The sequence below is a fragment of the Pseudomonas sp. GW821-FHT09A09 genome, assembly GCF_059418405.1.
The window spans coordinates 175049-191973 of sequence record NZ_JBWKPU010000001.1 but is presented as its reverse complement, the minus strand read 5'-3'; the positions used below and the strand labels follow the sequence as shown (position 1 = coordinate 191973).

Here is a 16925-nt window from a genome sequence, read left to right as displayed (position 1 = left end):
ATGGCCCGAATCAGCGGCATGAACTTCGACGTGAGCCTGGGCGATCTGCAGGTGCATATCGAGAAAGCCACGTTGGACATCACCGACAACAGCGCCGTGGCGCAAACCAAGGGCGTGCCCGACGGGTATGTGGATGGCGACGTGGCGGCCAGCGGCGAGTTCGAGCTGGACAGCGCCAACCTGGGGCTGCTGATCCAGGCAGCGAATCGCGCCGGCTCGTTCCGCAAGCTGGAGCCGTTCGACGCGCTGTTCTTCGCCAAAACCGCCACCGATGAACTGCGCGTGGAAGCCTTCGGCTGCCGGCTGAAAATTTCCAGCCTGTTGGACATCGATCCCAAGGGCGGCCAGAAGAGTATTCACAAGGTGCCATTCGACGTGACCAGCCCGGACTTTATCCGTATCAACGGCGTGCCGTACCTGGACGCCAGCGAGATCGAGGGCCTGCGCTGATATGCCGTTTAAAACCGACCTGCTCTTGCGCCACCGGCCGGGGCATTACCGCTGGGAACTGACCAGCCCATTGGTGTACATCACCCTCGACGGGCGCGAAATTCAAATGCCTGCCGGCGCGCTCACCGATTTGGGCAGCTTCCCCAGAGTCGTGCGCCCGGTGGTGGACGCGCAGAAACCCTCCACCCGTCGACCTTCGGCCCTCCACGATTTTATCTACACCCACTTGACCCACCGCTTCACCAAACGCGAAGCCGACCAGATTTTCTACGAGGCGTTGCTGGAGGAAGGCACTCGCCGTTCGCTCGCCTGGGTCATGTGGCAAGCCGTGCGCCTCGGTGGGCACGGCAGCTGGGGCCAACCATGATGGAAATGTCCCCGTTGCACATCAGCGCCATGTTGCTGCTGACCGAGTTGGTACTCACCTGGGTCGCCGGCTTTCAGATCTACCTGTTCCGCCAGGTCAATGCCGCACGCCGCGAGAACCTGGAACTGCGTATCGAAATGGCGACCCACAACGGCCGCCTGGAGGCCTTCGACAAAGCGTTGGACAAGCTGGAACACCGCTTCGAAAAACGCCTGGAGCAGTGCCTCGACACCTATTTTTCCAACCTCAACCACAGGACCGCCCCATGAGCGACCGTCGCGACATCACCCTGGTTATCGGCGAGCAGGACTTCACTTTCACCCTGGCCCCCCAGGACGTGACCAAGTACTTCAACGCCGTCACCCCCAATAACAAGGTGGCACCGTCCAATAACCTGCTGACCACCACCGTGCAGCCCTCCCACCTCGACGCCTTACGCCCGCTGCTGCGTAACCCAGTGTTAACCATGCAACTGGCCGGCACGCTGCTGGATGAGTACGCGCCAGACGTCGAAGTGGTCGTAAAAAAGCCCTCGGCCGTGCTGACCGCTTAAACGACGACAGCCTGGGCCAGCTGCTGGCCCTGAACGAGCGCTGGCTACCTGGCGCCGAGCCCACAGCGGACAACCTGGGCACGGCGATGTGGCTGGAAAGTGAGTATTGGAAACGCATGGAAATCGCCGTCGCGAACGGGATTTCCAGGGCGTTGAAAGGTTGATTTTTGGTTGGAATAACTAATGTTTCCCCGCAACTTTCGAACAGCGTTGGTAACTGAATGAGCGCTTCCGCCACCAGCAAGCTCGACTTCATCCTGCGCCTGGTAGACCGCGTGAGCCAGCCGCTGGGCAAGGTCAAAACCGGCTTCAGTGATTTGGCGATGCAGGGCCAAAAAGGCCTGGTGCAGTTGGGCGTGGGCATGGCCGGCATGATCGGCGCGGCGCACGCACTCAAGGCCGCCATGGCCCCAGCGCTGGGTCAGAACGCGGCCCTGGGTGAAGTGGAAAGCCTTGGGGTGGCGGCGGATGCGTTGGATCTGCTCAACCAGAAGTCGCTGCAGTTCAGCATCGCCTATGGCGAGAGCGCCACCGGGTTTGTGCGTTCGGCTTACGACATTCAGAGCGCAATCGCAGGGCTTACCGGCAACCAGCTGGCGGTGTTTACCAACGCGTCCAACGTGCTGGCCAAGGCCACCAAAGCCGACGCGGATACCGTAACCGGTTACGTCGGCACGATGTACGGGATCTTTCAGACACACGCCGACGCCATGGGCAAGGCCGCCTGGGTCGAGCAACTGGCCGGGCAAACCGCCACCGCCGTGCAGATGTTCAAGACCACCGGCCAGGGCATGAGCAATGCGTTTACCGCCCTTGGCGCCAGCGCTACATCGGCCGGGATCCAGGCAGCGGAACAGATCGCCATCCTCGGCACGCTGCAGGCGACCATGAGCGGCGGCGAGGCGGGGACCAAGTACCGCGCCTTTCTCGCCGGGGCCTACGGCGCGCAGGCCAAGCTGGGATTGTCGTTCACCGACAGCCAGGGCCGCTTGCTGCCGATGATCGACATCCTGGCCAAGATCAACGCCAAGTATGGCGAGTTGGATGCGGCTGAATCCGATCTGATCAGTAAGGCCTTCGGCGGCAAGCAAGCCATGGGGCTGATTACTCAATTGCTGCCCAAGACTGGCGACTTGGCTAACAGCATCGACCAGTTGGGCAAGGTCGAAGGCATGGAACAGGCCGAGAAAATGGCCAGGATCATTGCCGATCCGTGGGAGCGCTTTGAACACGCCATCCTGGCCGTGCGCATCGCCTTCGGCCAGAAGCTGTTGCCCACGCTCAATCCGATCATTGAACGGCTGGCCGAGGGCGGCTCGTTGGTGGTGCGTTGGACCACGTTGTTTCCCAACCTGACGCGGGTGATTGGTTTGACCGCGCTCACCGTCCTTGGCTTGACGGCGCTCGTCGCGCTGATGACCTTCACCTTTGGCGTATGGCGCACCGTGGCCGTCCCGCTAATCGCGCTGTGGAAGCTGCTGAACCTGGTGGCATGGCGCAGCGTCGGCGCATACCTGATGCAGATCCTGCTGGTGACGCTGTACGTGGCGGGCCTGGCTGCGCTGGTACTGTGGTTTGGTCTGGTCAAAGGGGCGATGACGCTGTGGCAGGCGGCGATCTGGCTGACCAATGCCGCGCTATGGGCCAACCCCGTGACGTGGATCGTGCTGGGGATCGTTGCGCTGGTGGCGGTGATCGTAGCCGCCGTTTACTTCTGGGATGAGTGGACCACGGCCCTGATGAACACTGCTGCGTTCCAGTGGGTCAACGACCAGTTGGCGGCACTGTCGGGCTGGTTCGATGCCATGGGCGGCTGGTCGGGCGTAGCAAAAGCCGCGTGGGACGGAATCGTGGCGATCTTTCACAACGCCATCAACGGCCTTATCGCGATGCTCAACACCCTCCCCGGCGTAGACATCCAGGCGCGGCTGGGCGAGCTGCCGCCCGGGCCGAACCTCGACAGCCTGGAGGCCTCACAGCGCGCCCAGCAAACGATTAACGCGGCAATCCCTTCCCTCTCGCCCAGCCGCGCCAACGCGGTGCCGCCGGGCGGCTTGCTCACCAACATCCAGAACACCGCCACGCAGAACCGAGGCACTCATGTCGAAAAAATCGAGATCCACACCAACAAGCCGATGACCGCCCATGAGCTGGAAGGGCTACTGGGGATGGCAGGATGAGCGATTACATCGACCTGTTGATTGCCGACAATGACCTGGTACTGGACCCGTCCAACCAACCGCTGCTGATCGATGACCGCGCCAGCATCGCCCAGGACATCGCGCACATGATTCGCGAGAGCGGCTTATTGGTGGCGCTGGTCGCCGAGCGCGACCCGCTGCGCCAGCGGGACTGCTTGCAACAGCTGGAATTACGCGTGGAAGACGACGTGCGCCTAGTGCCTGGTACCGCGCGGATCCTGCGGCAAGCGCCGGGCGAGTACCTGATCACCGCGACCACCGTTAAGTTTGGCGATGTGAAGGTGACGGTATGAGTGCGGACTTTAAACAAGCGCTGCGGGACGCTGGCATTCCCACCACCGAAGCCGAGCTGAAAAAGGCCTGGGAAAAAGAGGCCGCCGAGCAGGGCAGCAAGATCAGCAACACCAGCGCCTATTCACCGTTCTGGCGCATTGTTTCGGCGCTGGTGACCCAGCCCGTGATGTGGCTGCTGCAGTTCATCATCGACACCGTACTGCCCAACTTTTTTGTGCAAACCGCCGTGGATGCCTGGCTGGATAGTCTGGCCTGGGCGGTAAACGTTGAACGCAAACCTTCGACCAAAGCCCTGGGCGTGCTGCTGTTTACCCGCGCCGCTGCGGCCGGGACGCTTGAGGTGCCAGCAGGGACGCGGGTGCAATCGGCTGCCATCAACGGACATGTCTACGAACTGATCACCACCCTGCCCGAAACCTTTGCCGACGGCGAATCGCAACTGGCCGTTCCCGTAGAGGCTGTCGAAGCCGGCAGCGGCTACAACCTGGCGCCGGGTTACTACGCGATTCTGCCGGTGCCAGTGCCCGGCATTGTTCAGGTGGTGAACGCTGAAGATTGGCTGACCCAGCCAGGCGCCGACGCCGAGCCCAACGACCAACTGCGCCTGCGGGTGCGAAACCAGTTTTCAGCGGTGAACCAGTACCACACCGACGCCGTGTACCGCGCCATGATCACCACCTTTCCCGGTGTGCACCCCGACGGTGTGTATTTTGAGCACGGCGCCCCGCGCGGGCCCGGCAGCGCCAATGCTTACGTGCTGTTCGACGCCGGGGTGCCGGCGGATGAGTACCTGGCAAAGATCAACGCCCACATCCGTGACGATGGCAACCATGGCCATGGTGACGACCTGATGGTCTACGTGATGCCCGAGACCTTGCACACAATCGAGGTAAAGGTGTGGCCGCGTGCCAACCTGACCCAGGAACAACGCCGTCAACTCGTCACACAGGCCGAACAATTCATTCGTGCCGCCTTCAGGGAAAGCACGACGGCCGACTATCAGCCAACGCTGACTTATCCACAGTCACGGTTTTCATTCAGCCGATTGGGCGAAGAGCTGCACGCGCAATTCCCGCGCATCGAATCGCTACGGTTCAGCAATACCGACATCCTCTCTGAGCTGAACATCCCACGGATCGAAGCGCTGGAGGTATTGCTCGATGCTTAAGCTCACCCTGCCCTTTTGGCTGAATGCCGGCGAGCTGGCCAAGCTCAAATCCATCGCCCAACGCTGGTGGGAAACCGTCGAAGGCTGGGTGCGATGGCCTTTGCTGCAAATGGACCCGGAACACTGCCACCTGACCATCCTCGACCTGATTGCCTGGCAGCGCGACATCAGCCGCTATCGCGGCGAACCGGAAAGCCTGTACCGCCTGCGCGTGAAATTCGCCTTCATCAACTCGGTCGACGCCGGTTCTACAGCGGGGCTGATGCGGATCCTCAACCGCCTGGGCGTCGGTTACGTGGAGATCGAAGAACGCCTGCCCGAACGGGATTGGGACGTGGTGGTACTCAAGCTCAGTGACTCGCAGCTCTCGGACAACCCCGAGCTGCTGCGCGTGATCGTGCAGCAATACGGCCGCACCTGCCGCCGCTACGACTTCGAGACGATCACTCCCGTCACGCTGCTGATGGCGCTGGCCGACTTTAACGACGACCAGCAAACGCTGGTCGCCACGCTCTAGGAGCCGCCATGACCGCGAGCATAACCCGCGCCGGCGAACGTCTGATCGCCGAGAAACAAGCCGCTCACGAAGTGCTCCTGGTGAGCCGATTCGTATTGGCTTTGGTGCCGGGTCTGGACCCGTCGAAACCGGTGGATCGAGATGCGCCGAAACCGCCGCCCGAGCAAATCGTCCACATTCAAATTTACACACAGAAGGGGTTCGTGAACCCGAACCAAGTCGTGTACAGCCTGATGATGGGCAGCGACATCGGCGACTTCGACTGGAACTGGATCGGCCTGGAAAGCGGTGAGGAGGTGCTGCTGGCGGTCGCGCATGTGCCGGTGCAGCAAAAGCGCAAAAACACTCCACCGCATCAAATCGGCAACAACGTTACGCGCAACATGCTGCTGGTGTTCGATGGGGCGCAGGCACTGACGGATGTGAGCATCGATGCCAGCACCTGGCAACACGACTTCACCGTGCGCCTGCAAGACATTGATGAGCGTGAACGGTTATCGAATCGGGATGTGTTTGGTCGTGCATGCTTTCTGGGTGACAGCCTGCAGTTGGTAAAAACCAACGATGACTATCAACTGAAACCTGGTTTGGTCGTGGTCGAGGGCATGCGCATCGCGCTGGCCGAGGCGTTGCCTGTCACCCCACCCGAATTGCCCAGCCATGCCTACCTGGATGTGGCGCTGGTGCGCCAAGAAAACAGCGTGGGCGTGCACTGGCTGGTGGTGTGGGGAGAAAACTTCACCGATTACCGAGACATTGCCGGTATCCAGCATTACGTCATTCCCGTGGCGCACCTGCCTAACTCAACAACGCTGACGGATCTACGAACGGTTGAGCCGATCCACGGGCCGCTGGTGCAGCACTTCGCTGCGCGCAACGGTGATTACAAAGACTTGCGCGCCCGGGCCACCACCAAGGCCGACGTGGGCCTGGGTAATTTACCCAATGCCATCAGCGACGACCCAGACACCAACAGCAGCCAGATCATCGCGTCCACGGCGGCGCTGGGTAAGCTGAATCAGCAAATCAGCGATTCGCTGGTGGGCATGGTTGCGAGCTTCGACTTGACCAATGCGCCCCCGGGCTGGCTGAAACGCAACGGCGCCAATGTTTCGCGCACGCTGTATGCAAAGCTGTTTGCCGTGATCGGCACGCGCTACGGCGCAGGCGATGGCAGCACCACCTTCAATATTGGCGACAGTCGAGGGGTGTTTATCCGTGGCCTGGATGAAGGACGTGGGCTGGATTCGGGGCGAGGGTTGGGCAGTGATCAACTGAGCCAAAACGCTGCGCATGATCATGCGGCCAGCGTTGACGCTCAGGGCGCTCACAACCACAGCGTGATAGTGGCAGCGAGTGGCGAACATACCCACACCGCATCCAATGACGTACAAGGCGAGCACACCCATCTGACTTGGCCCATCTCCGTGAATATCGCCACCGGCCAGGGTGGCGGGCACTACTCCGTAGGCGCGCACCACGGGGCCGCGACCTCCGCAGCCGGTGCGCACACCCACACCGTCACCGTCGCCAACGGCGGCAGCCATACCCATGACGCGACCACCGGCCAGCAACCTGCGCATACCCACAGCGTGACCATCGCTGCATCCGGTGGCAACGAGGCGCGGCCGGTGAACCAGGCGCTGCTGATTTGCATCAAGTATTGAGGGCCGACATGCTGACCAAAACGGTGTACCAAACCAATCATCTGGGCCTCTACGTCGGCCCAGTGCTGGCCGATGAATCGCCCCTGGAGCCCGGCGTTTATTTGCTGCCGGGCGGCTGCGTGGAGGTCGCCCCACCCGAGGCGCCCCAGAACAAAATCCAGTACTGGAATGGCAAGCGCTGGCAACAGCTGGACTACTTCAACGGGCTGATCGTCTACAACACCAGCACCCGCGAGCCCCTGACGCTAACTGGCGTAGGGCCGATCCCCAATGGCTATACCGTGCTGCGCCCTCAGCCCGGGCAGGTGTGGAAAGACGGCCGCTGGGTGGATGACCTGGACACAGTGCTGGCCCGGCTGTACGCGCAGAAGCTGGAGATGATCAACAGCACCTGCGCTGGGGTGATTGAATCGGGTTTTATTTCGGATGTGCTGGATCAGCCATTGCGCTACGACAGCGTGCTGGAAGACCAGTTGAACCTGACGGGTTTGATCTTGAGCGCGCTGGACGCGCCCTACCCGTGCTACGCCGAGGGCGAGCCCAAAACCTATCGCCCGCATACGGCCGAGCAACTGTACGCGGTAGGCCTGCATTTGTTGAAGCACAAACAATCCGCGCTGCAGAAGGCCGACGCCCTCAAACGTGAGTTGGCGAAAACCCTCACAAATAAGGACATGCTCGCCATGCAGGCGATTGAGTGGAGTGCGCCAGAATGACCTGGGCGCCGGTGGCCATGCGTTGGCCTGCTCAAGCCACCCAGTGGATGGACGATCTGGCGCCCGCCAAAGACTTGGCCGGCGCTGAATTGATGAGCACGGCCAAGCGCCTGGCAACGCTGGATGGGCTGGCTACCACTGACCCAGGGCCCGTGGGGCCCGCAGCAAAAGCCGCTGTTGCGGCCGGGCGTGCGGCGATGGCCGGGCAAATGGGCCAAGCGCCTGCATGCATGGTGATTACGCCGTTTCAGAGCGGTGTGGGTCAGGGCCGTGGTTATCAGCGGTTTCTATCTGCACCGAACCTAGTGCAGTTGCTGGCTGACAAGCTGCTGGAGGGGGCTGGCAGTCACGCCTTGGCGGTGCTGTTTTTGGCCACTCGCTATGACCATCTGGCGGATGCACTGGCACGCTTCAACGCCTTAATACCGGTACCGGAATTACAGCGCACCGAGAAGCGTGCACGTTATTTGTCACGCCTTGAGGCTGAAAAGTGGGAGTTGCCTACCGCTGCCGCCGTGCCCGGTTGGGGAGCGCTACCATTGGAGCGTTGCACCCTCACCCAGGCGGCGAAGCGCTCGCTGTCGGGGCAACTGGCGGCGCTGGAAAGCTATACGGCGGACGGCTCGCCGCTAGGGGATTTGTCTGCCCTTGCTGCGCGCAAAGCGGCGCAATCGATAGCCCGCGATAGTCAGTTGAAAGACTTGCAGGACCAATTGGCTAACCCCACTCCGGACACCGCTATGGTCACCCGATTGATCGGACCCGGGGATGGCCCCCAATTGCGCCGGCAGTTGCTGACAGGCACTGCACCGGGCCATGAGTGGGTGTTGTGCGCTGGCCTGCTGTTGGTCGGGCCGAAGGACGGGTTGAGCTTTGTGCAGGAGTTGGTGGGCCTATGACGCTGCTGCTCGATGGTCAGAAGATCAACGGCAAGTCGCTGAAGGTCACGGCCAACCTGCGAATCGAGAGCGGCGACCTGTCGGGGCAGACCAGCTACACCGACAGCGCGCACAAGGGCTTCAAGCCCAAAGCGCTGACGGTCTCGTTGCTGATTCCTTATCGTGATCGCCAGCACCTGGTGGACATCATGCGCCTGGCGGAGGCCACGGCAGGCGGCGGGCAGCTCAGGCTGTATCGGGTAGTGAACGACACGGCCGAGGCGTTCGGCGTACGGCAGGTGATTTTCAGCGACACCGTGACGGCACGGGAGGATGACAACCTGGCGGCATGGCGGGTGCAATTCACCCTGACAGAGAAGTTGTCGAACCCGGAACGGGTCGAGACGCGACGCCCTGCGGGCAACGTGCAGGAACAAGTCGGCCCGGGAGACAGTGTGGCCGCACCTTCGGAAGAAGAGGATACACCCGGCTTGACCGGCTTTGAGCGGATCCTCAAGCGGGTGGACGACTATGTGGGGCCCGCGGTTTGAAGCCACATATCATGGTAAGAATCGACGGCAAGCCCTTCGATCTGGTTCAGCACGATGTAAGGCTTGAGCTGCGCACGCCGGGCCGCGCCACGTTCACGGTCAAATCCCCCAATGCCCTGCGCGGGCTGGTGACACTCGATTTGGGCTACAACGACATGCCGCTTCACCGGCACTTTGTCGGATACGTAGAGCGCTGCACGAAGGTCAACGGTCAGGAACAGGTTCTGTTCTGCCGGGAGGTGGCGGCGGTGCTCAACTACCCATTGCCCATGGCATTGCGGCATGTGGACCTTCGCGCCGTTCTGGCCGAAGTCAGCCGCGTGGCCGGTGTGCGCTTTCGGGTGCCGGATGCGCCGTATGCGCGTATTCGCGTGCCCTACTTCTATTCCCTGGGTGGCGGCGTTCAAGCCATGGACAGCCTGGCCCAGGTGTTCAACATCCCCGACTTCCTCTGGCACCAACAAGGTGACGGCGAAGTATTCGTCGGCCGTTGGGCCGACAGCTACTGGGGCGCACGCCCGGCACTGCAACTGCCCGTCGAGCTGTTCGACAGCTACCAAGGCAACCAAAGCGCCGAGATTGCCGCCCTGCCCGGCCTGCGCCCTGGCGCGATGATCAACCAAGGCCAGCGCATCACCGCCGTGACGCTGACCGGTACGCAAATGGTACTCAAGTGGAAGAAGCCGTAACCCGAATCGTCGAACGCCGCTTCCCGGAACTGGCCGGCGCTTATCACCTGCCGCGCTTTGCAAGGGTGCTGTCCGTGGCGGATCCGCCTGCCAGTGCTGGGCTGTGTGACGACTTTCGCCCGCGCTATGCGGTGGACCTTGAGGTGCTGGGGCCGGACGGTGAAGTGGCTGCTGATTTGCCCCCTCTACTGGGCGTTGCCCTGCCAGTGCCGGGCGGCGGTGCCGAGATGGGCTTCTATGGGTTTCCCCAAGAAGGCACCGTCGTAGTGGTCAGCTTTGCTTACGGGCTGCCGAACAAGCCGTTTATTTTGCAGATTTTGCCCCATGGCTTGAGCTTGCCCCAGGTGCCGAAGGGCGATCAGTTGTGGCAGCACAGTGAGGCGGTGCAACAGCGGGCCGACGCCGAGGGCAACTGGTTGCGGGTGACTGACGCGACCATTACAGATCGGGCGAGCGAACGCCAGGTGCAGGCACTGGAGAATGTAGAACGGTATCAGGTCAGCACCGTGGAGGTAGATGACCACAGTACCGAATCGGTAGGGGGGATAAAGACGGTTGAGGCGTTGGGCGCGTTGAAGCTGCTGTCCGGAGGCTCGGCCAGCCTGGCAGCGGTCGATGACCTGCACATGGCCACTGGGCGGGATTTGAACCTGGTGGTGGGGCAAAAGCACAACGCGACCGTGGGCGGTGACATGCGGGAACGGATCCAGGGCCTGCGCGAAAGTGTATCGGTCATCGGCCAACGCCTCGTGGCCGGCAAAACGTGGCTCGGCTCCGAAGGCGTCAACGTCTTGCAGGTGCTGTGCGACCTGATTGACCTGGTGCAGAAGATGAACGCCGCCATCGCCGCGCACAAACACGGCCCGACACCGCCGCCGGATAACGCGGCCGAATTCACAACACATGCAGCGTCTGCCACGGCGCAGGCCGTAAAACTTAACCCCATCACTGAGTGAATGAATGCAAGACCTACGATGCGGCCAGTGCGGCCGAAAGCTCGCCGTAGCTAACGGCTCGTTCGAAATACAGATCAAATGCCCGCGCTGCCGAACGTTGAACCATCTGAAAGCAAACGGCGATCCGCGAAAAACCAACGTTCATCCGATTACAGATCGGGCTGGAGGAGCGTTAGCCACTAATTGAAAACACCGTTTGGAACGACCATTCGATCTACGAAACGAAAAATGCTTAGCAGATGCTTAACAAATGCTCAAATATGAGTAATACTTTGCGTTGTCTGGAGCGTACGATTTTACGTATAAAACTATGCTCATCTAGCGTTTTTGTGTATTTTGGAGTGGAAATCATGGCAGCGTTGCTTGAACGAGCTGAACAGGCCGTATCGGTTACCGCAATGGTTAGGGGGTTCAGTGCGAAGCTCAAGGAAGTATCGAGCCGCGCCACTGATCGCCTGGTTGTGTTCAAAGACAACGAACCAGCCGCAGTCATTGTGAACGTTGAAGCGTATCAAGAGATGCTTGATGAGCTGGAAGACCTTCGCATTGAGGCGACGGCGCGTGATCGGCTGGCAAATTTCGACCCACAAAAGGCTATCTCTCACGCTGACATGCGGGCTAGGTACGCCAAAAAAGACTAAGGATTTGCGATGGTTTGGGGCGTCACATACCACCCTGATACAGAAGACGACTTCGATAAACTCGGATCCGCCGCTGCGAACCGGATACTCGATGTCATCGAAGAAAGAATTGAAAACGGGGAGCCCGACAAAAGTGGAAAGCCTCTAAGCGGTAGTCTCGCTGGCTGTCGTAGGATCCGAACTGGCGACACCCGAATCGTCTACCGGGTTGATGGGAAAGCTATTCAGGTTCTGATCATCGCTGTCGGAGCTCGTCGTGACAGCGAAATTTATGACACGGCCAAAAAGCGAGTCTGAGCCCGCCAACGCGGGCTTCTCTTTGTTATAAATAATTACCCATCCTTTGAAGGCCCAGAGCCACCTGCCAGCGTGCCGCGAGCATCCAGAACAACGAGTTACTGAATGCAGCAACCCACCATAGGCAGCCTGTTCGCAGGCATCGGAGGCTTTGATGTCGGATTTGAAAACGCCGGATACCGTACCTCTTGGCAAGTCGAACTCAACCCCATCAACCGGGCTGTGCTTGCCGACCGATTTCCCCATGCACGCCAATTTGAAGACGTGCGCGAGTGTGGGGCTCACAACCTGTCAGCAGTCGACGTCATCACCGCAGGTTTCCCCTGCCAGGACATCAGTATCGCCGGCAGCCATGCACCCAGAGGACTGCAAGGCGAGCGCAGCGGGTTGTTTTGGGAAGTCATACGAATCCTCAAGGAAACACAACCTCGCTGGGTGGTCCTTGAGAACGTCGTTAACCTGCTCGCTGTCAACGATAGCCGCGACTTTGAGACAGTCATCCGGGCCCTTGCGGACTGCGGGTATGTGGGATTTTGGCGAGTGCTTAATGCTCAATATTTCGGAGTCCCCCAGCAGCGTCGCCGAATATTCCTGGTCGCCGGTTATCGACGAATGCCCCCCATCCAGCTCCTGGCTGACGCCGCGCCAGTGGACGCAATATCTCCAGCGTCTCAATCGCAGCCCTGGCCACGGCCCGCGGATGCCTGGGCTGCCAATACTTTACTGGCGAACAAAGCCGGGTCGCAGATCACTATGGGCTGTACCACTTTCGTCGCTGAACCGGACGGATGGGATCAGATGGTTGAGCGGCAGCGAACGGCTGAAGATGATGGGCTTTGCCTCGGACTGGATGCGGCCAACCTTGCAGAGGCTTTTGGTGCCGGAAATGCCGTTGTTACGCAGGTGGCGGAGTGGGTTGGGCGGGGGTTGATAGCGCGACCTTAGTGGCTGAAAGCACAACTGTAAGGCAATGGAAAAAGGTCGAATGAATGTGAAAACGCTATCATTTTATGGCAAAGAGGGAGGCGCATGCGACTGCCTGGGAGGTTAATGATTGCATTCTGCTTAGCAGTTGCTTAACATTGTTGGTGACTACGCGACAGCAGAAAATTTGTCGGCGGAGCTGCGAAGGCCCAGGCTAGCCAGGGTCATATGAAGGGAAATTGAAGGTGTTTGGGTTGTTCCGTTTCAGTACGGGAGACTTACTTTCAAGGCCGTCCTTCCTCGTAGTCACCTAATTTTCCTGATCTTGGCCTCGGTTGCGTGATAAGCAGTGACCGGGGCCAAGTATTTTACAGACCCCTCCTGAACGATTTTCACGACGGCTAAAGCGTAATATTTCCCCTCCCCTACGCTCACCTTTCTTCCCGTATTGAACAGTATCCCTTGAGCATGCTTTGGCTTATTCAGCCCAACCTCGCTGTGAGCGCAATATGCGTTCATTAAAATTTGTAGCGCCTCTTCTGCCGTACAGTTGTCCTTGTTTACCCGTGACTCCAGTGGGTGAGCTACAGCTTGGAGGTCTATTAAAATGCCGCGGCGATTGGGCTCAGGCCATTTTCTTTCTCGGCAAATACGTTTGACGCGATCGAACTGTTTAGGAGTCAAGAGGTAGGTAAACTCCGGCGCATGAGGCACTTTTTTCAGGTCTACGCCTGTGTTTCTCATGGTTACAACTACCTCCATCAGCTCACGGAAAGCATTCGCTAAGCTTTCGTCACCGTACTGCGCGGCATTTCTATTCATCGTTCCCCCCTCTCGATGAACGAATCGCCCATCAGATAATTGCTTTACTTGACTAGTTCCTGCGCCGCCAGCGCAGCGGCTTTATTCCGCCCTGGACGACCATCCCCGACTGCTTTTTTTGTTTCACGAGCATCCACCATCGCTTTAGCAAAAGGCTCTGCTGCGGCAATGATTCCGGAGAAGGAATAGCTATTCGTAAGATTGCCACCCAGATTCGATTTCCGCTCAATGCGCTGGATGTAACCTTTCTTTTCAAGAAGAGCGATTGACCTTTGGATGGTACGAGGCGTCACACCCACTTTCGTAGAAAGACTCTGCTTGCTCGGGAAAGGATCGTTACCCGCATTCCACCAGTAACCAGCAAGGTGCAGCATGATGACGACGTCCAAGTGCTTCAGGCCCAGTTGCTGCGAACACTCGAATAAAACGTTCGGGATCGCGGTCCACCCCGCTGCAGTCAAGGTTTTCCCCCATTTTTTTTCTATCGCTTTATTTTCACCCGTTGTTGGTACGGTTTTATTCACTTTCGTTTTTGTCGTCGAAACCGCCATGTCCAAATCTCCAATATCCAGCTCAGGTGAAATACCAAATTCGCTGACACGGGCGATTATGCTGGCTGTTTGTCAGGTTGACAACGACGGGGGGGGAGACGACTGTGTCAGCCGGTTGAATTTGTCTACTGTGTCTATGTCGAATGTATTTGAATTGGAATTTCTATGTAGTTTGATTAAATGTTATTTGGAGGACGCTCATGCCCTCCTACGGGAGGTATAAATGTCTCCTACCGGGAGACATATTAACCTACCTAGGGAGTAAATAATACCTCCCTATGACCGCAAAAAAAATTCACTTTTGTGAAAAAAACTCGAAACTCCCGTCCTTGAAAGAACCGATCATCACAACCCAGATGGCTTTTTTGGTGCTCTGTTCACCTAAATCCCGCCATATAAGTTTTCCAGCGGGCTCTATGCAGCAAAGAGGAAAAATTTATTCGGAAAAATACAATTCCCGACCACTCACACCAAGATGCCGAGTGCATCCGTAGGTTCGGGGGTCGGCGCGGCCTCAAATAAAGACATTAGCTCAGCGTATCGGTCGAAACACCGGATAAACCCCGCATAGACAGGGATACCAACTGGCGAGCAAGGGCGTACCGCAAATTGGTCATCTAGACCACTCACTAGCAAGCAGAGAACGGCAGCGAGAGCTAGATGATGGGACGTAGTGCATTGAGCGCGGTACATTCAGTCTTGCAAAGTTTTTCTGACGCCGGAGATGCCGTTTTTGCGCAATTGGTTGAGTGGGCTGGGCGGGGTTTGAGGGAGAGTGAGCGAACGGCAAGGTTGCCTTCAGGCCTCTAATGCTCACAGCGATGGCGCCCGCCTGAACAGACGCCAACTGAAATCTACGCGTTATAGGCTGCGTAATCGCTAGCCCTTTTTTCAACAACTCGTTCAATGGCTATGTTGTTTCCGATCTGAGCGACATAGTTAATCCGTGTGGGTTTGAACTCGATTGCTGCCTCAGTCAGCAGCTTGGCGATATCTGCCATTGCATCACGCTCGTCCTGCTGGGAATGCCCCATCTTATTGAATACCCATACAGTATCTACGCGAGCCAATTTGGTCCAACCCTTGGCAGCAAGCATCCTGTAAAACTCATCACGTCGAGACTCAGCATTCACAAGGTCCAACGAGACCATTACTCGGATCATTCAGAAAACTCCTTTTAGAGACTGTACGCGGGAGGTCGCACCAGCTATTGGGATCATGGCTCGCTGGCTAAAATTTACAACGATAGGAAGTCGTCCTGCAGCAAACGGAATTGAACCTACATAACGTCTTCATGACAACGCACTCCCTCAAGCAGTAGCTACAAACCTCGAATTAGTATTCCTGCCTTTATCCAAAGCTCATTAGCACCATGTACCCAGTTATGGATATCTTCCATTCCTCCACCCGCTCCATGTGTCATTTGCCACTCGGTGGCTTGCGGTGAATTTCCGAAAAGCGCTCCGGCATCAGCTAAACGCTTACCACGAGAATCTTCAACACGGTAATACCAATCTAGCGCTGGGTGCCCCTTGAGATTACCGATCACATTGACTGGCAAAACGGATACGTAAAGCGTGTGGCTATCGAAACATTCGGAATGACTGCACGGAAAGCGAACCCTGTAATCCGGCTTCCAATTTCCTACGGGAGCAATCCCTCTTTCCCATTCCCACTCAGCCAAATCAAAAAAAGCCGCCCACTGAGCCAGCAGCTCGGTATCAAATTCAAGTCCGTTGTAGTTCTGAGACATGGCGATTCTTCCTGAGAGACCTTAGAGAAGGCTCGCCTCGGTAGACCAATCTGTCAATCGTCAAGCGCGCTGATGCTGCATCTGACTTGAGGGCGGCGCAGAGTTTTTCGATGAGGAAAACCGTAGATGAAGCTTTTCATTTCACGCTACTTACCTGAAGAACTGATTCGAGCGCTGCAGGCTGCGTATTGGTCGCTTCGCCTGTTCAAGCTTTTCCAGCAGTTCTAATGTTCCACTTGCAGGGGCCACTCGGCCCCTGCTTCTGAAACTATGCCAGACGACACCACCAAGACTGTGCGTAAGCGCAGCCCTCGACCTGCTCGATACCACTCAATACAAAACCGGTGGGCGCCATGCCGGACAATGTTGCGTCCAGCAACCGTGGAAGCGGCTCAGGTTCAACCTGCGCCCCGATTAAGACCCTGGCCACGTTTGAGCTACGTCCGAGCTCCTCGCGCAGCTCGGGGCCGACTCGCACGTCCCCCCTGATTGCCACATAACGCTTTCGTTCTTGAGGGGTTAGCGCGACCCCCATGCAACGCATCGGTGTAATCAACATATGCATAGAAGGCTCACCTATTCAGCACTCTCTTCATCCAACAGCGCTTCCACGGCATAGGCTAAAGCTCCGTCCGCCTGTTCAAGCAGATCACTAAGCTCATCTCGGTCAATCAACATCGCCCTGTGGAGCGCGTAGGCACCCTCCACCAGCTTTTTATGATGTGCCCCTGGGTGCATGAGCAACGCTGCCTCATCACTCAGTAGCACCCGCCATGCTGTCGTGCTTCCCTCAGAAAGACTGTTCAAACCCATAGCCGACACCCAAATCAATTACTGTATTTATATACAGTATATTTGAACTGATTTTTCGCCTACTGCTGCCCGACGAAATGCCAATGGTCTGGTGCAGCAAGCTTGCGCGGATAAAAA

25 protein-coding genes are annotated in these 16925 nt (G+C 58.3%); 19 read left to right on the top strand and 6 right to left on the bottom strand.

The features are described from left to right. From AC07OV_RS00840 to AC07OV_RS00750, 19 genes are all read left to right on the top strand, one after another. Positions 1–450 (top strand): phage protein, encoded by a 450-nt coding sequence (locus AC07OV_RS00840; protein WP_495091277.1) that lies wholly within the window; start codon positions 1–3, stop codon positions 448–450. Position 451: 1 nt separating this feature from the next. Next, positions 452–817 (top strand): DUF1353 domain-containing protein, encoded by a 366-nt coding sequence (locus AC07OV_RS00835; protein ID WP_495091276.1) that lies wholly within the window; start codon positions 452–454, stop codon positions 815–817. Next, complete coding sequence (locus AC07OV_RS00830; protein WP_495091275.1) at positions 814–1086, top strand: hypothetical protein; 273 nt, start codon at positions 814–816, stop codon at positions 1084–1086. Before AC07OV_RS00835 ends, AC07OV_RS00830 begins: the two co-directional genes overlap by 4 nt. After that, positions 1083–1370 carry a putative phage tail assembly chaperone gene (locus AC07OV_RS00825; protein ID WP_495091274.1) on the top strand — a complete coding sequence of 96 codons (288 nt, stop codon included), beginning with the start codon at positions 1083–1085 and terminating at the stop codon, positions 1368–1370. The genes AC07OV_RS00830 and AC07OV_RS00825 overlap by 4 nt, the downstream gene beginning before the upstream one ends. A 20-nt stretch (positions 1371–1390) precedes the next feature. After that, positions 1391–1534, top strand: a complete 144-nt coding sequence (locus AC07OV_RS00820; protein WP_495091319.1) for a DUF6890 family protein — start codon at positions 1391–1393, stop codon at positions 1532–1534. Between the two features lie 57 nt (positions 1535–1591). Further along, a complete protein-coding gene (locus tag AC07OV_RS00815) occupies positions 1592–3550 on the top strand; it encodes a phage tail tape measure protein (protein WP_495091273.1) in 1959 nt (652 codons plus the stop codon). After that, positions 3547–3864 (top strand): DUF2590 family protein, encoded by a 318-nt coding sequence (locus tag AC07OV_RS00810; RefSeq protein WP_495091272.1) that lies wholly within the window; start codon positions 3547–3549, stop codon positions 3862–3864. Before AC07OV_RS00815 ends, AC07OV_RS00810 begins: the two co-directional genes overlap by 4 nt. Then, positions 3861–5033: a baseplate J/gp47 family protein gene (locus AC07OV_RS00805; protein WP_495091271.1), complete on the top strand. Its 1173-nt coding sequence runs from the start codon at positions 3861–3863 to the stop codon at positions 5031–5033. The genes AC07OV_RS00810 and AC07OV_RS00805 overlap by 4 nt, the downstream gene beginning before the upstream one ends. Further along, the gene (locus tag AC07OV_RS00800) at positions 5026–5550 is read left to right on the top strand and encodes a phage tail protein (RefSeq protein ID WP_495091270.1); all 525 of its coding nucleotides are present in this window, start codon (positions 5026–5028) and stop codon (positions 5548–5550) included. Before AC07OV_RS00805 ends, AC07OV_RS00800 begins: the two co-directional genes overlap by 8 nt. Before the next feature lie 8 nt (positions 5551–5558). Next, entirely contained in the window at positions 5559–7217 is a 1659-nt protein-coding gene (locus AC07OV_RS00795) for a phage tail-collar fiber domain-containing protein (protein ID WP_495091269.1), read from the top strand. Positions 7218–7225: 8 nt separating this feature from the next. Further along, positions 7226–7933 carry a DUF4376 domain-containing protein gene (locus tag AC07OV_RS00790; protein WP_495091268.1) on the top strand — a complete coding sequence of 236 codons (708 nt, stop codon included), beginning with the start codon at positions 7226–7228 and terminating at the stop codon, positions 7931–7933. After that, entirely contained in the window at positions 7930–8832 is a 903-nt protein-coding gene (locus AC07OV_RS00785) for a hypothetical protein (protein WP_495091267.1), read from the top strand. The genes AC07OV_RS00790 and AC07OV_RS00785 overlap by 4 nt, the downstream gene beginning before the upstream one ends. Next, positions 8829–9362, top strand: a complete 534-nt coding sequence (locus AC07OV_RS00780) for a baseplate complex protein (protein WP_495091266.1) — start codon at positions 8829–8831, stop codon at positions 9360–9362. Before AC07OV_RS00785 ends, AC07OV_RS00780 begins: the two co-directional genes overlap by 4 nt. Before the next feature lie 11 nt (positions 9363–9373). Continuing rightward, positions 9374–10051, top strand: a complete 678-nt coding sequence (locus AC07OV_RS00775; RefSeq protein ID WP_495091265.1) for a type 1 periplasmic-binding domain-containing protein — start codon at positions 9374–9376, stop codon at positions 10049–10051. Further along, on the top strand, positions 10036–11007 hold the full coding sequence (locus AC07OV_RS00770; protein ID WP_495091264.1) for a hypothetical protein: 972 nt from the start codon (positions 10036–10038) through the stop codon (positions 11005–11007). Before AC07OV_RS00775 ends, AC07OV_RS00770 begins: the two co-directional genes overlap by 16 nt. A gap of 4 nt (positions 11008–11011) precedes the next feature. Then, a complete protein-coding gene (locus AC07OV_RS00765; protein ID WP_495091263.1) occupies positions 11012–11194 on the top strand; it encodes a Com family DNA-binding transcriptional regulator in 183 nt (60 codons plus the stop codon). A 163-nt stretch (positions 11195–11357) separates the two neighbouring features. Then, on the top strand, positions 11358–11648 hold the full coding sequence (locus tag AC07OV_RS00760; protein WP_495091262.1) for a type II toxin-antitoxin system Phd/YefM family antitoxin: 291 nt from the start codon (positions 11358–11360) through the stop codon (positions 11646–11648). Between the two features lie 9 nt (positions 11649–11657). Continuing rightward, positions 11658–11945 (top strand): type II toxin-antitoxin system RelE family toxin, encoded by a 288-nt coding sequence (locus AC07OV_RS00755; protein ID WP_495091261.1) that lies wholly within the window; start codon positions 11658–11660, stop codon positions 11943–11945. 105 nt (positions 11946–12050) lie between these two features. Next, on the top strand, positions 12051–12890 hold the full coding sequence (locus AC07OV_RS00750; protein ID WP_495091260.1) for a DNA cytosine methyltransferase: 840 nt from the start codon (positions 12051–12053) through the stop codon (positions 12888–12890). Between the two features lie 285 nt (positions 12891–13175). Here the strand turns inward: AC07OV_RS00750 and AC07OV_RS00745 are convergent, their stop codons facing one another. The 6 genes from AC07OV_RS00745 to AC07OV_RS00720 all read right to left on the bottom strand — a co-directional run bounded on the left by AC07OV_RS00745 (position 13176) and on the right by AC07OV_RS00720 (position 16808). After that, positions 13176–13691 carry a hypothetical protein gene (locus AC07OV_RS00745; RefSeq protein WP_495091259.1) on the bottom strand — a complete coding sequence of 172 codons (516 nt, stop codon included), beginning with the start codon at positions 13689–13691 and terminating at the stop codon, positions 13176–13178. Positions 13692–13735: 44 nt separating this feature from the next. Continuing rightward, positions 13736–14242: a helix-turn-helix domain-containing protein gene (locus AC07OV_RS00740; protein WP_495091258.1), complete on the bottom strand. Its 507-nt coding sequence runs from the start codon at positions 14240–14242 to the stop codon at positions 13736–13738. 854 nt (positions 14243–15096) lie between these two features. After that, a complete protein-coding gene (locus tag AC07OV_RS00735) occupies positions 15097–15405 on the bottom strand; it encodes a hypothetical protein (RefSeq protein ID WP_495091257.1) in 309 nt (102 codons plus the stop codon). 158 nt (positions 15406–15563) lie between these two features. Further along, positions 15564–15995 carry a hypothetical protein gene (locus AC07OV_RS00730; RefSeq protein ID WP_495091256.1) on the bottom strand — a complete coding sequence of 144 codons (432 nt, stop codon included), beginning with the start codon at positions 15993–15995 and terminating at the stop codon, positions 15564–15566. A 268-nt stretch (positions 15996–16263) separates the two neighbouring features. Further along, entirely contained in the window at positions 16264–16560 is a 297-nt protein-coding gene (locus AC07OV_RS00725; protein WP_495091255.1) for a hypothetical protein, read from the bottom strand. An 11-nt stretch (positions 16561–16571) separates the two neighbouring features. Beyond that, positions 16572–16808: a hypothetical protein gene (locus AC07OV_RS00720; RefSeq protein WP_495091254.1), complete on the bottom strand. Its 237-nt coding sequence runs from the start codon at positions 16806–16808 to the stop codon at positions 16572–16574. Positions 16809–16925 lie beyond the last annotated feature (117 nt).

Bases quoted from the DNA above. Each gene is read 5' to 3' on its own strand.
- AC07OV_RS00840 (WP_495091277.1), top strand. From the start codon at position 1: ATGGCCCGAATCAGCGGCATGAACTTCGACGTGAGCCTGGGCGATCTG.
- AC07OV_RS00835 (WP_495091276.1), top strand. From the start codon at position 452: ATGCCGTTTAAAACCGACCTGCTCTTGCGCCACCGGCCGGGGCATTAC.
- AC07OV_RS00830 (WP_495091275.1), top strand. From the start codon at position 814: ATGATGGAAATGTCCCCGTTGCACATCAGCGCCATGTTGCTGCTGACC.
- AC07OV_RS00825 (WP_495091274.1), top strand. From the start codon at position 1,083: ATGAGCGACCGTCGCGACATCACCCTGGTTATCGGCGAGCAGGACTTC.
- AC07OV_RS00815 (WP_495091273.1), top strand. From the start codon at position 1,592: ATGAGCGCTTCCGCCACCAGCAAGCTCGACTTCATCCTGCGCCTGGTA.
- AC07OV_RS00810 (WP_495091272.1), top strand. From the start codon at position 3,547: ATGAGCGATTACATCGACCTGTTGATTGCCGACAATGACCTGGTACTG.
- AC07OV_RS00805 (WP_495091271.1), top strand. From the start codon at position 3,861: ATGAGTGCGGACTTTAAACAAGCGCTGCGGGACGCTGGCATTCCCACC.
- AC07OV_RS00800 (WP_495091270.1), top strand. From the start codon at position 5,026: ATGCTTAAGCTCACCCTGCCCTTTTGGCTGAATGCCGGCGAGCTGGCC.
- AC07OV_RS00795 (WP_495091269.1), top strand. From the start codon at position 5,559: ATGACCGCGAGCATAACCCGCGCCGGCGAACGTCTGATCGCCGAGAAA.
- AC07OV_RS00790 (WP_495091268.1), top strand. From the start codon at position 7,226: ATGCTGACCAAAACGGTGTACCAAACCAATCATCTGGGCCTCTACGTC.
- AC07OV_RS00785 (WP_495091267.1), top strand. From the start codon at position 7,930: ATGACCTGGGCGCCGGTGGCCATGCGTTGGCCTGCTCAAGCCACCCAG.
- AC07OV_RS00780 (WP_495091266.1), top strand. From the start codon at position 8,829: ATGACGCTGCTGCTCGATGGTCAGAAGATCAACGGCAAGTCGCTGAAG.
- AC07OV_RS00775 (WP_495091265.1), top strand. From the start codon at position 9,374: ATGGTAAGAATCGACGGCAAGCCCTTCGATCTGGTTCAGCACGATGTA.
- AC07OV_RS00765 (WP_495091263.1), top strand. From the start codon at position 11,012: ATGCAAGACCTACGATGCGGCCAGTGCGGCCGAAAGCTCGCCGTAGCT.
- AC07OV_RS00760 (WP_495091262.1), top strand. From the start codon at position 11,358: ATGGCAGCGTTGCTTGAACGAGCTGAACAGGCCGTATCGGTTACCGCA.
- AC07OV_RS00755 (WP_495091261.1), top strand. From the start codon at position 11,658: ATGGTTTGGGGCGTCACATACCACCCTGATACAGAAGACGACTTCGAT.
- AC07OV_RS00750 (WP_495091260.1), top strand. From the start codon at position 12,051: ATGCAGCAACCCACCATAGGCAGCCTGTTCGCAGGCATCGGAGGCTTT.
- AC07OV_RS00745 (WP_495091259.1), bottom strand. From the start codon at position 13,691: ATGAATAGAAATGCCGCGCAGTACGGTGACGAAAGCTTAGCGAATGCT.
- AC07OV_RS00740 (WP_495091258.1), bottom strand. From the start codon at position 14,242: ATGGCGGTTTCGACGACAAAAACGAAAGTGAATAAAACCGTACCAACA.
- AC07OV_RS00735 (WP_495091257.1), bottom strand. From the start codon at position 15,405: ATGATCCGAGTAATGGTCTCGTTGGACCTTGTGAATGCTGAGTCTCGA.
- AC07OV_RS00730 (WP_495091256.1), bottom strand. From the start codon at position 15,995: ATGTCTCAGAACTACAACGGACTTGAATTTGATACCGAGCTGCTGGCT.
- AC07OV_RS00725 (WP_495091255.1), bottom strand. From the start codon at position 16,560: ATGCATATGTTGATTACACCGATGCGTTGCATGGGGGTCGCGCTAACC.
- AC07OV_RS00720 (WP_495091254.1), bottom strand. From the start codon at position 16,808: ATGGGTTTGAACAGTCTTTCTGAGGGAAGCACGACAGCATGGCGGGTG.